Annotated in this window: 11 protein-coding genes; 5 read left to right on the top strand and 6 right to left on the bottom strand. The window is 71.9% G+C overall.

Annotated features, from left to right (window positions below):
• Window positions 1-6: 6 nt before the first annotated feature.
• On the bottom strand, window positions 7-1,287 hold the full coding sequence (locus BCAV_RS02845) for an MFS transporter (RefSeq protein WP_012725606.1): 1,281 nt from the start codon (window positions 1,285-1,287) through the stop codon (window positions 7-9).
• 51 nt (window positions 1,288-1,338) lie between these two features.
• On the opposite strand from BCAV_RS02845, the gene BCAV_RS02840 reads away from it, so the two are divergent.
• Together BCAV_RS02840 and BCAV_RS02835 are read left to right on the top strand one after the other, a co-directional pair.
• The gene (locus tag BCAV_RS02840; RefSeq protein WP_043346469.1) at window positions 1,339-2,511 is read left to right on the top strand and encodes an aminotransferase class I/II-fold pyridoxal phosphate-dependent enzyme; all 1,173 of its coding nucleotides are present in this window, start codon (window positions 1,339-1,341) and stop codon (window positions 2,509-2,511) included.
• Between the two features lie 613 nt (window positions 2,512-3,124).
• Entirely contained in the window at window positions 3,125-3,676 is a 552-nt protein-coding gene (locus tag BCAV_RS02835; protein WP_144016695.1) for a hypothetical protein, read from the top strand.
• 111 nt (window positions 3,677-3,787) lie between these two features.
• Here BCAV_RS02835 and BCAV_RS02830 read toward each other — a convergent pair whose 3' ends face one another.
• The 4 genes from BCAV_RS02830 to BCAV_RS02815 all read right to left on the bottom strand — a co-directional run bounded on the left by BCAV_RS02830 (window position 3,788) and on the right by BCAV_RS02815 (window position 9,257).
• On the bottom strand, window positions 3,788-4,855 hold the full coding sequence (locus tag BCAV_RS02830) for an aspartate-semialdehyde dehydrogenase (protein WP_012725603.1): 1,068 nt from the start codon (window positions 4,853-4,855) through the stop codon (window positions 3,788-3,790).
• A gap of 4 nt (window positions 4,856-4,859) precedes the next feature.
• Window positions 4,860-6,134 carry an aspartate kinase gene (locus BCAV_RS02825; protein WP_012725602.1) on the bottom strand — a complete coding sequence of 425 codons (1,275 nt, stop codon included), beginning with the start codon at window positions 6,132-6,134 and terminating at the stop codon, window positions 4,860-4,862.
• Window positions 6,135-6,229: 95 nt separating this feature from the next.
• Entirely contained in the window at window positions 6,230-7,210 is a 981-nt protein-coding gene (locus tag BCAV_RS02820; RefSeq protein ID WP_012725601.1) for a LacI family DNA-binding transcriptional regulator, read from the bottom strand.
• Between the two features lie 49 nt (window positions 7,211-7,259).
• The gene (locus tag BCAV_RS02815; RefSeq protein ID WP_012725600.1) at window positions 7,260-9,257 is read right to left on the bottom strand and encodes an aldo/keto reductase; all 1,998 of its coding nucleotides are present in this window, start codon (window positions 9,255-9,257) and stop codon (window positions 7,260-7,262) included.
• A gap of 396 nt (window positions 9,258-9,653) precedes the next feature.
• Between BCAV_RS02815 and BCAV_RS02810 the strand changes: the two genes are divergently transcribed.
• From BCAV_RS02810 to BCAV_RS02800, 3 genes are read left to right on the top strand one after another with little or no spacing between them, the layout of a single operon-like run.
• Entirely contained in the window at window positions 9,654-10,940 is a 1,287-nt protein-coding gene (locus BCAV_RS02810; protein WP_245528934.1) for an ABC transporter substrate-binding protein, read from the top strand.
• Window positions 10,940-11,926 carry a carbohydrate ABC transporter permease gene (locus BCAV_RS02805; RefSeq protein ID WP_012725598.1) on the top strand — a complete coding sequence of 329 codons (987 nt, stop codon included), beginning with the start codon at window positions 10,940-10,942 and terminating at the stop codon, window positions 11,924-11,926. Before BCAV_RS02810 ends, BCAV_RS02805 begins: the two co-directional genes overlap by 1 nt.
• Window positions 11,923-12,813: a carbohydrate ABC transporter permease gene (locus BCAV_RS02800; RefSeq protein ID WP_012725597.1), complete on the top strand. Its 891-nt coding sequence runs from the start codon at window positions 11,923-11,925 to the stop codon at window positions 12,811-12,813. Before BCAV_RS02805 ends, BCAV_RS02800 begins: the two co-directional genes overlap by 4 nt.
• A gap of 138 nt (window positions 12,814-12,951) precedes the next feature.
• On the opposite strand, the gene BCAV_RS02795 is transcribed toward BCAV_RS02800, so the two are convergent.
• The gene (locus tag BCAV_RS02795) at window positions 12,952-13,737 is read right to left on the bottom strand and encodes a TSUP family transporter (RefSeq protein WP_012725596.1); all 786 of its coding nucleotides are present in this window, start codon (window positions 13,735-13,737) and stop codon (window positions 12,952-12,954) included.
• Between the last annotated feature and the right edge of the window lie 81 nt (window positions 13,738-13,818).

Raw genomic sequence — 13,818 nt, 5'->3', positions numbered from 1 at the left:
GCCCTGTCACGCGGCGCGGTCGACGCCGCGCCGCAGCGGGAGGGCGAGCACGGCCACCGGGATCACGAGCGCGACGACGCCCCAGGCGAGGTTCGCGAAGCCGACGACGGCGAGCAGCGGACCCGAGACGCCGGCCGCGACGGCGGCGACGACGTTCATCGCGGTGTCGGACGTGCCCTGGACGACGTTCCGCACGGCCGGCGCGACGGCGTCGGACACGACCGTCGCGGCCGGGATCGTCACGAACGACCAGCCGAGACCGAGCAGGAACAGCGCGACCGTGACGCCCCCGGTCCCGCCGCTCCACCCGATGGCGGCGACGGCGGCGGCCAGCAGCACGGCCTGGCCGATGAGGATCGTGGCGATCCGTCCGATCCGGTCGGCCAGCGCGCCCACCAGCGGCGAGAACGCGAACATGCCGAGCACGTGGCCGCTGATGACGAGCCCGATGATCTCCACGGTGCCGCCGTGGTGGTGCATGTGCACCGGCGTCATCGTCATGAGCAGGACCATCGACGTGTGCGCGAGCACGAGCGCGACGAACGCGAACCGGGCGGGCGCCGTCGCGACGATCGCCCGCAGCCCGAGCACGAGGCTCCCCCGTGCCTTCGGGGCGGGCACGGCGTCGGGGCCGGCCTTCGCCGCGGCGACGGCCACGGGATCCGGACGCAGGAAGACGAGCAGGATGATCACGGTGGCCGTGAGCCCGGCGGCGCTGATGACGAACGCGCCGGAGAGCTCCGGGAGCCCGAACCAGCTCTCGACCAGCTCGCCGGGCGCTCCCAGGTTCGGGCCGAGCACGGAGCCGATCGTCATGGCCCACACGACGATCGACAGGGTCCGGGCGCGATGGGCCGGCACCTCGAGGTCGGTGGCCGCGAACCGGGACTGCAGCCCGGTCGCCGACCCCGCGCCGAACGCCAGCATGCCGAGGACGAGCAGCACCGTCGACGACGTCGCGGCGGCGAGCACGAGGAGGACGGCGCCGAGCAGCGCGACCGACCAGCCGGCGCTCAGCGCCGTCCGCCGTCCGGCGCGGGCGGCGAGCAGCGCGAGCGGCAGCGAGACGAGCGCGGCACCGAGCGTCGTCGACGTCCGTGCCACCCCCGCCCAGGTCTCCGACTGCGTCACCTGCTCCGCGAGGAGGATCCCGACGGACGCCGAGGCGCCCATCCCGACCGAGCCGAGCACCTGCGCGGACACGAGCACGCGGCGGGTGCGGTGCTGGACGGCGCGGACGTCGGGCGCCTCGCGCCAGTCGGCGACGAGCTCGGTGGGGTCGGGCACGTCCGACAGTGTCGCACCGGCCGCGCTCCGCCGATGCGAGAGGATCGTGTGGTGAGCCCCCAGGACCTGGACGCCATCACCGTCGACGACCTCCGCGCACGCGGCGGGATCAAGTGGTCGACCTACCCGGACAGCATCGGCGCCTTCGTCGCAGAGATGGACTTCGGTGTGGCGCCGGGCATCGCCCGCGCGCTCCACACCGCCGTCGACGACGCGCAGTTCGGCTACCTCCCGCCGAGCCTCGTGCGCACGATGTCCGAGGCCGTCTCCGAGTGGTACGCCCGCCGCCACGGGTGGCAGATCTCGCCCGAGCGGATCCATCCCCTCCCCGACGTCATCAAGGCCCTCGAGGTCGCGATGGAGCACTTCTCCGGTCGCGGCGAGAAGGTCATCGTGACGACGCCCGCCTACATGCCGTTCCTCAAGATCCCGGAGCTGTTCGGGCGGGAGATCATCCGGGTGCCCATGCTGCTCGACGACGACGACGGCGTGTGGCGGCTCGACCTCGACGGCATCGGTCGCGCGTTCGCGGACGGCGCCGGACTGCTCGTGCTGTGCAACCCCTACAACCCGCTCGGCCGCGTGTTCGGCCGCGAGGAGCTGGCGGCCCTGGCCGACGTCGTCACCGCCCACGGCGGGCGGGTGTTCTCCGACGAGATCCACGCCCCGCTCGTCTACCCGGGCGCCCACCACGTGCCGTACGCGTCGATCTCCGAGGCGGCGGCGAGCCACACCGTGACGGCGACGTCGGCGTCGAAGGCCTGGAACCTGCCCGGCCTCAAGTGCGCTCAGCTCCTGCTGTCGAACGCCGCCGACGCCGTGGAGTGGGAGAAGTTCGGGTTCATGGCCTCGCACGGCGCGGCCAACCTCGGGGTCATCGCGAACACGGCGGCGTTCACGTCCGGCGAGGGGTGGCTCGAGGAGATCGTCACCTACCTCGACGGGAACCGGCGCCTGCTGGGCGAGCTGCTCACGGAGCACCTGCCCGACGTCGGCTACTCGCCGCCCGAGGGCACCTACCTCGCCTGGCTCGACTGCCGGGAGCTCGAGCTCGGCGCCGCGCCCGGCGACTTCTTCCGCGAGCACGCCGGCGTGGCGATGGTCGACGGCGCGGCGTGCGGCGAGGAGGGCTTCGTGCGGCTCAACTTCGCCCTGCCCCGGCCCGTGCTGGCGCAGGCGATCGAGCAGATGGGTACCGCCGTCGCGGGGCGCCACGCCGCCTGAGCCGGTCGCTCACGCACCCATCCCGGCGGTCCCCTTCCGCGACTGGGGTAAGTCCGGGAGTCATGCGCTCCCGAAGTTGCCCCAATGACGGCGGCGGCGACCCTCCTCGCGGGTTGTCCGCAGCTCGCGCGTTGGCGGGACGAGACACACCTGTCCACAGCCTCCGAGCCCGTCCGGGGGCTGTGGCGCCACACTCGCCACCATGACCATGGCCAGCGTCGCGCGTGTCCACCCGCTGACGCTTCTTCTCGAACGCCAGAGCGGGGTGATCACTCGCCGGCAGATCGCCCAGTGCGGGCGGTCGCCTCGGGTTCCGCGTTCCCGGCTCGAGTCCGGGCGCTGGCAACTGATTCACCCCGGCGTGTACCTGACCTACTCGGGCCCGATCACGTGGAGCTCACGTGCGTGGGCAGCGGTTCTCGCGTGTGGCCGTGGGGCGGCGCTGTCGCACCGTTCGGCCGGCTACCTCGGCGGTCTCGTCGCATCGCAACCGCGCCAGCTTGACGTCACCATCCCGCACGATCGCCAGGTACGACCGCTCGCCGGGGTCCGACTGCACCGCACGAGGCGGAGGCTCGCACCGACCGGCGACCCGCCCCGGCTCGGTCGCGCGGTGACTGCGATCGACCTCGCGGACGCAGCGACGAACGAGGACGACGTCATCGGGTTCCTGTGTGCCGCGGCACGACGAGGTGTGCCAACCTCACGGCTTCGGCAGGAGGTCGCCGGGCGGGCGAGGCTCCGCCATCGAGGTCTGCTGCACGAGCTCGTCGCCGAAGTCGCTGCTGGCTCGGAGTCGCCGCTGGAGCACCGCTTCCACCGCGACGTCGTCCGCGCTCACGACCTGCCCGCGTCAGCGCGGCAGGTGTGGGCGGAGATCCGGGGCTTGCGTCTGCGCGCCGACGCCGTGTTCGGGGAGTACGCGACCCGGGCCGAGCTCGACGGCGCCCTCGCGCATCCCGGGGGCACGACCGACGCCGATGTCTGGCGCGACAACGAGGTCCGGGTGGACCGATCACACGTGACGTTGCGGTACCGCTGGTCGCATCTCGCCGTGCGTCCCTGCGACTGCACGGTGCAGCTCGTCGGTGCGCTGCGCAGCGGCGGGTGGCAGGGAACCGCACGCAGGTGCGGGCCCCTCTGCCCAGTCCCGAATTCCCGGTGATTGGGGTAGCTCCGGGAGTCATGTGCTCCCGGAGCTACCCCAATCAGCGTTGGGGCGCCGGGTCGGGTGCGGCGGCGGGTGTGCCCTGAGGCCGAACTCGCCCCCGGCGCGTCAGGCGTGCGCGAGCACGCGCCGCGCCACGAGCTCCGCGACCTGGACCGCGTTGAGCGCCGCCCCCTTGCGCAGGTTGTCGCTGGAGAGGAACAGCGCCAGCCCGCGCCCGTCGGGCACGCCCGGGTCGGTGCGCACGCGGCCCACGAACGTGGGGTCCGCGCCGGTGGCCTGCAGCGGCGTCGGCACGTCGGTCAGCACGACGCCGGGCGCCCCGGCGAGCAGCTCGATCGCCGTCTCCGGCGAGAGCGGCCGCGCGAACTCGGCGTTGATCGAGAGCGAGTGCCCGGTGAAGACCGGCACCCGCACGCAGGTCCCGGACACCAGCAGGTCGGGCAGCCCGAGGATCTTGCGCGACTCGTTCCGGAGCTTCTGCTCCTCGTCCGTCTCCCCGAGCCCGTCCTCCACGATCGAGCCGGCCAGCGGCACGACGTCGAACGCGATCGGCCGCACGTACTTCACCGGGTCCGGCATCGGCACCGCCGACCCGTCCACCGCGAGCGCCTCGAGCGGCACGTCCGACGCGAGCGCGCCCCGCACCTGCGAGGCCAGCTCCGCGACGCCGGCGCCCCCGCTCCCGGAGACCGCCTGGTACGTCGACACGATGAGGCGCCGCAGGCCGGCCTCGGTGTCGAGCACCTTGAGCACCGGCATCGCGGCCATCGTCGTGCAGTTGGGGTTCGCGATGATCCCCTTGGGCGTGTGATGCACCTGCTCGGGGTTCACCTCCGACACGACGAGCGGCACCTGCGGGTCCATCCGCCATGCCGACGAGTTGTCGACGACGATCGCGCCCGCCTCCGCGAACCGCGGAGCCTGGGCGCGTGACGTCGCGGCCCCGGCGGAGAACAGGGCGATGTCGAGCCCGCCGACGTCCGCCGTCGCCGCGTCCTCGACGACGACGTCGCTCCCCCGCCACGGCAGCGTGCTGCCCGCGGAGCGCGACGACGCGAAGTACCGGATCTCGGCGACCGGGAAGTCCCGCTCGTCGAGCAGCCGGCGCATGACGCCGCCCACCTGACCGGTGGCGCCGACGACGCCGACCCGCAACCCGTCCCGTGCACCCATGGCCCTACCTCCCGGTCCCGCCGTACACGACGGCCTCGACCTCGGCGGCGTCCAGGTCGAACGCCGTGTGGACGGCGCGCACCGCGACGTCGAGATCCGCGGCGGCCGTGACCACGGAGATCCGGATCTCCGACGTCGAGATCATCTCGATGTTGACGCCGGCGTCACGCAGGGCGCCGAAGAGCTTCGCCGAGACGCCCGGGTGCGAGCGCATGCCGGCGCCGATGAGCGAGAGCTTGCCGATCTGGTCGTTGTAGCGCACGTCGGTGATCGCGATCTCGGAGCGCAACTGGTCGAGCGCGGTGTGCGCGGCCGCGACGTCGCTCGCCGGGAGCGTGAACGAGATGTCCGTCAGCCCGGTGGCCGACGCCGAGACGTTCTGCACGATCATGTCGACGTTGACGCCGGCGCCCGCCACGACCTCGAAGAGACGCGCGGCCATGCCCGGGACGTCAGGGATGCCGACGACCGTCACCTTCGCCTGGCTCGGGTCGTGCGCGACGCCGGAGATGATCGGGGCTTCCATGGTGTCTTCCTCGGTGGAGTCGGGCGGGACGACGAGCGTGCCGGTGCGGTCGGAGAACGACGAGCGGACGTGGAGCGTGACGCCGTACCGCCGGGCGTACTCGACGGCGCGCAGGTGCAGGATCTTCGCCCCGTTCGCGGCCAGCTCGAGCATCTCCTCGCTCGTCATGCGATCGATGCGCCGCGCCGTCGGGACGATGCGCGGGTCGGCGGTGAACACGCCGTCGACGTCGGTGTAGATCTCGCACACGCTCGCGCCGAGCGCCGCGGCCAGCGCGACGGCGGTCGTGTCCGATCCGCCGCGGCCGAGGGTCGTGACGTCGTTCGTGTGCGCGGTGACCCCCTGGAAGCCCGCCACGATCGCGACGTTCCCCGCGCCGAGCGTGCGCTGGATCCGGCTCGGCGACACGTCGATGATGCGCGCGTTGCCGTGCGAGGTGTCGGTGATGACGCCGGCCTGCTGCCCGGTGAACGCCTGCGCGTTCACGCCGCGCGCGTCGATCGCGATCGCGAGCAGGGCCATGGAGATGCGCTCGCCCGCGGTCAGGAGGATGTCCATCTCCCGCGACGGCGGGTCGGGCGAGATCTCCTGCGCGAGGTCGACCAGCTCGTCAGTCGTGTCCCCCATCGCGGAGACGACGGCGACGACGTCGTTCCCGCCCGCCTTCGTCGCCACGATCCGATCGGCGACGCGCTGGATGCTGGCGGCGTCGGACACCGACGAGCCGCCGAACTTGCAGACGATGAGGGCCACTGGACGTACCTTCGGGACGGCTTTCGAGAGCGGGTCGAACGTTCGATTCTAGGTCGGGCTCAGGGTGTGGACCGCACCGGGTCCACATGCCGGGCTCACGCGGACTCGCGCAGCACGAGCCGGTGCGTGACGCTGCGCCGCACGTCGTCGCCCGAGTACGGCAGCTCGCCGTCGAACATCGCCACGGCGAGCTCGACGGCGACGTCGGCCACCTCAGACATGTCGATGGCGAGCGTGGTGAGCTCCGGGGAGACGACGGTGCCCAGGCTGAGCCCGTCGAAGCCGACCACCCGCACGCGACCCGGCACCTCGATGCGGGCGTGCCGCAGGGCCTTGAGCGCACCGCACGCCAGGAGGTCGTTGAACGCCAGGATGGCGTCGAGCTCCTCGCCGGACGCCACGACGTCGGCCACGGCCGCATCCGCGGCGTCGATGCTCTCCTGCCCCGTGACGACGGTGCGCACGTCGACGCCGTGCGCGGCCATCGACTCCCGGAAGAGCACGCCGCGTTCGGCGCCGGCGGACGTCATGAGCGCCACCGGCCGCCGCACGCCCACGTCGAGCAGATGCGTGCACAGCTCCGCCATCGCCGGGCGCTCGTCCAGGTCGACGGCGCCGAACGCCGAGCCCGGACCGGGGTCGATCTCGACGACCGGCAGCCCGGCGAACACCTCGGCCTTCTCCTCGCGGTTCAGGCCGACATAGCCGACGACGACGTCGACCTGCCGCACGAGGTCCGCCAGGTCGGCGACGCGGTCCCGCGAGTGCACGGTGTCCGCGAGCACGACGTTCCAGCCCCGCGCCACCGCCGCCCCGACGACGGCGGAGGCCAGCTCCGGGTAGTACGGGTTCGTGAGGTCGTGCACGACGAGCCCGACGGTGCGCTGCTCGCGCTTGACCAGGTCTCGCCCGAACCGCGACGGCCGGTACCGCAGCTCGCGTGCGACCTCGAGCACCCGGCTCCGCGTCGCATCGCTGATCTCGGCCATCCCGTTCATGGCGCGCGTGACCGTCTGCCTCGAGACGCCGGCCGCTTCCGCGACGTCGGTGATCGTCACCCGTCGTCCGCGCGTCATGGCCCGACCCTAGCCACCGGGAGTCATCGCGCCAGGCGGGGACCGCGGCTCACACGGAGTCGGTGCGGAGGTCCAGCCACGCGACCTCCTCCGGCGTGAGCGCGACCCGGGTCGCCTCGAGGGAGGAGCGCAGCTCCGCGATCGACCGCGGCCCGATGAGCGGGAACGTGGGGAACGGCTGCGCGAGGACATACGCGAGCGCGACCGCCGTCGTCGCGACGCCTCGCCCCGCAGCGAGCTTCCCGGCGCGGTGCAGCCGCTCGAAGTTCTCCGGGGAGTAGTAGCAGCGCACGAGCTCGGCGTCCGACCGGTCGTCGGGGTGCGCCCGTCCGGCGAAGAACCCGCGTGCCTGCGACGACCACGGCAGCAGCGGCATCTGGCGCTCGGTCAGCCACGCCCGGGAGGCCGCGTCGGTGGCGTGCTCGCAGCCCGTCCACGGCACGTCGTACGCCTCGGCCAGTCCGAAGTGGTTGCTGACGACGGCGAATCCGGTCTTCCCGTGGGCGCTCGCGTAGGCGTTCGCCTCGTCGAGGCGCTCCGGGGTCCAGTTCGACCCGCCGAACGCCCGCACACGGCCGGCGCGGACCTCGGCGTCGAGCACGTCGACGAACTCCCCGACCGGGACCGCGGGGTTGTCGCGGTGCATGAGGTACAGGTCGGCGTGGTCGGTGCCGAGCCGGTCGAGCGACTCCGTGAGCTGGCGCGGGATCGACTCGGGGTCGCAGTGCGGCGTGTGCGCGCCCTTGGCGATGACGACGACGTCGTCCCGCACGCCGCGGTTCGCCATCCACCGGCCGAGCAGCACCTCGTGCCGGCCGCCGCCGTAGATGTACGCGGTGTCGAAGGCCGAGCCGCCGGCCTCGACGAACGCGTCGAACAGGGCGGAGGCGTGCGCGAGGTCGGGCTGGTTGTCGCAGCCCATCACGAGCCGCGAGAGGTCGCCCACCCCGTCGATGGTGCCGTGCGGGATGGTCGCGGTGCCCGGCGTCGGCAGAGCGAGCGGGCGGCCGGAGACGGTGGGGACGTCGGCGTCGTCGTCCTCGAAGGGGTAGACGAGGCCGATCGCGTCGCGCCACTGCTGGAGGACGCGCGCCGTGCCGAGGGAGTCGTCGAGCGAGGCCTCGGGCACGTCGGCGGCGCCCGACCACGCAGCGAGCGCGACGGCGTCGGCCTCCAACGCGTACGGGAACGCCGGGCCGGTCTCGATCTGCTGCGGCTCCGCGCCGACGACGCGCAGCGTGGCGCTCGCGCCGTCGCCGGCCCCGAGCGTCCACGGATCCGTCAGGGTGACGGACCCGCGCGAGCCGTAGATCGTGACGGTGGTGGGGTCGGCGAGCCGCACGCCCGTGCGCACGGACGCCGTCACGCCGTCGGGGAACGTGAGGTCGGCGACGGTCCACTCGTCCACGCCCGTCTCGCCGATCGTGCCGCGGGCCGAGAGCGCCGTCGGCTCGACGAACGCACGACCCGCCGCTGCGCCGGCGATCGCGCGGGCGTACGACACGGGGTACCCGCCGACGTCGAGGATGCCGCCACCGGCCAGCGCCGGGTCGAAGAGCCGGCCGGTCGTGCGGCCCGCGTGGAACGAGAACGACGCGTCGACGTGCTGCAGCTCGCCCACGGCGCCGCTCGCCACGAGCTCGAGGATCTGCCGAGTGAGGGGGTGGAACCGGTACATGTACGCCTCGAGCAGCACGCGACCGGAGCCGCGCGCGGCGTCCACCATCGCCATGACCGACCCGTGGTTCGGGGCGAGCGGCTTCTCGCAGAGGACGTGCTTGCCCGCCTCGAGCGCCGCGATCGTGAGCCGGGCATGCGTCGTGTGCACGGTGGAGACGTACACGGCGTCGACGTCGTCCCGGCCGAGGATCGTCGCGTAGTCGCCGGTCACCCCGGCGCCGTGCTGCTCGGCGAAGGCGAGCGCGCGATCGGGGTCGGAGCTGGCGACGGCGGCCAGCACCCCGTGCTCGCTGTGCGGCAGCTGCGAGGCGAAGCGGGCGGCGATGGATCCAGGGCCCAGGATCGCCCAGCGGAACGGTGCGGACACGAGTGACCTCCGGCGTCGTCGTGACGGACGTGGCGCCCGCTGCTCCGCGGGAATGCGGGCGCAGCGACGCGCGCTCATCGATCGCCGTGAACGTTCACGGCGCGTCCAGGTTAGCCACGGCGGCGGGGGTCCGGCAAGGCGGTGAGCGACCGACGCAGCCCCCGGCGCCCGACTCGCACGGGCAGGAGCGCGGGACCCGCACCACCGGCTCGGCCGGGAGTGCGGCACTCTGCGCGCTTTCGGCTCGGCCACGGGCGCACCGCCCCGCGGACCCACCCGAGACGAACCCTTGACACGGCGTTGACCACCGTGCCACGGTCCCTCCGACATGCCGTGATCGTTCACGGGATCGTTCACGGCGCGGTGCTCGACTCAAGGACGAGAGCGGGGATGCAGATGGGCACACTCGATCGGCGCCAGTTCCTCGGCGGGCTGGGGGTGATGACCGGCGCCGCCCTGACCGCCAGCCTCACGGGCTGCGGTTCGAGCACGTCGATCTCCTCCGACCCGGACGAGCTGGTGCTCTGGTACTGGAACCGCTCGGTCAGCCCGACCCTCCTGGGCCAGGCCGCCGAAGGCATCCCGGGGTCGACGAAAAGGCTGCGGGCCGACGTCATCGGCGGCGGGTACGACAACAAGTTCCGGACGTCGCTCGCGGGTGGCGCCTACATCCCGGACGTCGCAGCGATCAACTCCAACTGCTCGCTGTACTTCCCGAGCGAGGACAAGTTCTTCGACCTCAACGAGCTCGGCGCAGCGGACCACTCCGCGGGCTACTTCGACTGGAAGTGGGACCTCGGCACCTCGCCGACCGGCCGCCAGCTCTTCTTCCCGCTCGACACCGGACCGACGGGCTTCTACTACCGTGCGGACGTCTTCGATGAGGCGGGCCTCCCGTCCGACCCGGACGACGTCAGCGCCGCCGTCGCCGACTGGGACGCCTGGATCGAGCTCGGCACGGAGCTCCGCGCGACGGCGGACGTGGCCCTGATGAACACCGCCGGCATGGTGTTCGGCCAGTTCCTCAACGCCTCGCCCGAGCGGTACTTCGACCGCGACAACCGACCGCTCTACTCCGAGGACGGCAGCGCCGTCCGCGAGGCGTGGGAGGTCGCGATCCGGGCGAGCGAGGCCGGCATCACGGCGAAGCTGCCGGTTCCCACGGAGCAGAACTCGGCGTGGTCGTCGGGCCGCACGGTCGGCCACATCGAGGCCGTGTGGTGGGCGCAGATCCTCGGCGACACGGCGCCCGACACCGCCGGCTCGTGGCGCATCGCCCACCAGCCCGGCCCGCCCGGGAACAGCGGTGGCTCGTTCTTCTGCATCCCGAGCACGTGCAAGGACCCCGAGGCCGCGTTCGCGTTCGTCACCTGGCTCAACACACCCGAGAACCAGGCCGCCACGTTCAACGAGGTCCAGCTCTTCCCGTCCTCGCCGGAGGCGTTCACCGCCGGGGAGATGGTGAGCGACACCGGCTTCTTCGGCGAGCAGGACCCGCTCGAGTTCTTCGCGGCCGTCGCTCCCGATGTCCCGCCCACGTTCGTCAGCACGTACGAGCCGCAGGCCGCCGCGTTCGCCACCGAGCTCACGAACGTCGAGGCCAGCGGCAAGGATCCCGAGCAGGCCTGGGCCGACGCCGTCACCGAGGCTGACCGCAACCTCGCGAAGCGAGGGGTGATCTGATGGCCGCGCTCGACGAGTCCGTCCGGCTGACCCCGGGGCGCACCGCCTCCCGCGCCACGGACCAGCCGCGCCCCAGGCAAGGCTCGCCCCTGAGGAGGTTCTGGCCGCAGTACCTCGCGGTCTCGCCCTTCTACCTGCTGTTCCTCGTGTTCGGGCTCTTCCCCATCGGGTACTCGGTCTTCCTGTCGTTCCAGGACTGGGACGGCATCGGCCCGATGCGGTTCGTCGGCCTCGCGCAGTATCAGTTCCTGCTGAGCGACCCACGGTTCTGGAACGCCGTCGGGAACACGTTCGTCATCTGGTTGATCTCGACGATCCCGATGCTGTTCCTGGCCCTCGTCCTCGCGTTCCTGCTCCACCAGAACATCCGGTTCAAGGGCTTCCTCCGCGTCGCGTACTTCCTGCCCAACGTCACGAGCATGGTGGCCATGGCCATCGTGTTCGGCTCCATCTTCTCCGACAGCTTCGGCATCGTGAACTCGGCCCTGGCCGGGCTGGGGATCGACCAGGTGCCGTGGCTCTCCTCGAACTGGGGCATCAAGGTGACGATCGCCGTCATGGTGATCTGGCGGTTCACCGGCTACAACGCGATCATCTACCTCGCCGGCCTCCAGGCGATCCCGACCGACCTGTACGACGCCGCCAAGGTCGACGGCGCGAACGGGTGGCGGATCTTCCGCTCCGTCACCGTGCCGATGCTGCGCCCGGTGATCCTCTTCACCGTCATCACGTCCACGATCGGTGGGCTGAGCCTGTTCACGGAGCCGCAGGTGCTCCTCGGCGATACCGGCGGCGTCGGGGAGGCGGGCATGACGATCGTCCTCTACCAGTACAACCAGGCGTTCACGAAGTTCGACTTCGGCTACGGCTCGGCGATCGCGTGGGCGCTCTTCGTCATCGCCGCCGTCTTCGCGATCATCAACTGGCGCCTCATCCGAGAACGCGACGGCATCCGCGGTGGGCGGAAGAAGGGGGCGTCGGCATGAGCGCGCTCACGACTCCTCGACTGGGCGACCCGACCCAGGAACGCGTCGACCGCCACGCGCGGCAGCGCAACCTCGTGGCGAGGCTGGTGACGCAGGTCTGCCTGTGGATCGGCGTCCTGATGTCGATCTTCCCGTTCTACTGGCTCATCACGATGTCGACGAACACCACGGCAGAGATCTTCGGCTTCCCGCCGAAGCTCACGTTCGGCACGAACTTCGCCGAGAACATGCGCAACCTCCTGGCGAGCGTCGACCTGTTCCAGGCCCTGCTGAACACGATCCTCGTCGCCGGCGCGCTCGCCGTCCTGGTCATGTTCTTCGACTCGCTGGCGGCGTTCACGTTCGCGAAGTACTCGTTCCCGGGCAAGAACGTGCTGTTCACGCTGCTGATCGCGACGTTCCTCGTCCCGGGCAGCCTCTCCCTGGTGCCGAGCTTCGTGCTCATGTCCTGGTTCGGCTGGATCGGCGGCCTGCAGGCGCTCATCATCCCCGGGGCGGCGAACGCCTTCGGCATCTTCCTGCTGCGCCAGTTCGCCACGAACTCGATCCCGGACGAGCTGTTGGAGTCCGCTCGGATCGACGGCGCCGGGTTCTTCCGGTGCTACCGGTCGATCGGCGTTCCGATGCTCCGGGGCGGCCTGGCGTTCCTCGGGATCTTCACGTTCATCGGCGCGTGGAACGACTACATCTGGCCCCTGGTCGTGCTCATCGACCCGCAACGGCAGACCCTCCAGGTGGCGCTCCAGACGCTGAACTCCATCTACCTCACCGACTACGGGATGGTCATGGCGGGAGCGCTGATCAGCGTGCTGCCGCTCATCGGGGTGTTCATCATCGGGCAGCGGCACTTCATCGCGAACATCGCGGCTGGGGCCCTCAAGGGCTGACCGTCCGGGCGGACACCCCGGGTGGCCAACCGGCCTGTGGGTTGTGACATCCGGGCTCAGTGAGTGTTCACGGAGCCCGGATGTCGCACCCACAGCGTGCGCCCGCAGGGGGTCGGGTGGGTGGTGTGGGGACTCGGGTCAGGAGAGCCAGTCGGCGACGACGTCCCAGCCGAGCCGGACGATGAGCACGCCGACGACGACGACGAACGCCACCCTCACGAAGGCGCTGCCCTTGGCGACAGCCATCCGGGCGCCGATGTAGGCGCCGACGAGGTTCGCCGCCCCGACGCACAGCCCCAGACCCCAGAGCACGACGCCGTGCGGGACGAACACGACGAGCGCCCCGAAGTTCGTCGCGAAGTTGACGATCTTCGCGATCGCCGACGCCGGCAGGAACGCGTAGCCGAGCACGCTCACGAGCGCGATGACGAGGAACGTGCCGGTGCCGGGGCCGAGCAGCCCGTCGTAGAGACCGATGGCGACGCCGAGCCCGGCCGCGGTCCACCGGTGCCGGTTGCCTTCCCAGCGCAGCTGCGTGTGCGCGCCGAGCCGCGGCCTGGCCAGCGTGAACACGAAGACGCCCACGAGCACCACGAGGATGATCGGCGTGAACAGCTCGCCGGGTATCTGCGAGGCCAGCAGGGCACCGCCACTTGCCCCGGCGAGGGCGGCGAGGGCCATCGGGGCCGCCGTCGTCAGGTCGGGCTGCACGCGGCGGTAGTAGGTGATCGAGCTCGTGGACGTGCCCATGATCGAGCCCAGCTTGTTGGTCGCGAGCGCCTCGATCGGGGTGATCCCGGGCACCAGCAGCAGGGCCGGCAGCTGGATCAGCCCGCCGCCGCCGACGACGGCGTCGACCCACCCCGCGGCGAGGCCGGCGAGCACCAGCAGCAGGATCGTGAGCAGGTCGATGTCGGGCGGCACGCGCCCGTCCTATCACGGGGTCCCCGGCGAGGGTGCGCCGGCGCTGCCCGCCGAGACGGTCCTCGCGTCGACCTCCTGGCC

The sequence above is a fragment of the Beutenbergia cavernae DSM 12333 genome, from assembly GCF_000023105.1.
GTDB classification, from domain to species: domain Bacteria; phylum Actinomycetota; class Actinomycetes; order Actinomycetales; family Beutenbergiaceae; genus Beutenbergia; species Beutenbergia cavernae.
Note: the sequence above shows the minus strand (reverse complement) of the source record. Positions and strands in the feature narration are given on the sequence as shown.

Coding starts and splice junctions, on each gene's coding strand:
- BCAV_RS02830 (WP_012725603.1), bottom strand. CDS start 4,855: ATGGGTGCACGGGACGGGTTGCGGGTCGGCGTCGTCGGCGCCACCGGT.
- BCAV_RS02820 (WP_012725601.1), bottom strand. CDS start 7,210: ATGACGCGCGGACGACGGGTGACGATCACCGACGTCGCGGAAGCGGCC.
- BCAV_RS02810 (WP_245528934.1), top strand. CDS start 9,654: ATGGGCACACTCGATCGGCGCCAGTTCCTCGGCGGGCTGGGGGTGATG.
- BCAV_RS02805 (WP_012725598.1), top strand. CDS start 10,940: ATGGCCGCGCTCGACGAGTCCGTCCGGCTGACCCCGGGGCGCACCGCC.
- BCAV_RS02800 (WP_012725597.1), top strand. CDS start 11,923: ATGAGCGCGCTCACGACTCCTCGACTGGGCGACCCGACCCAGGAACGC.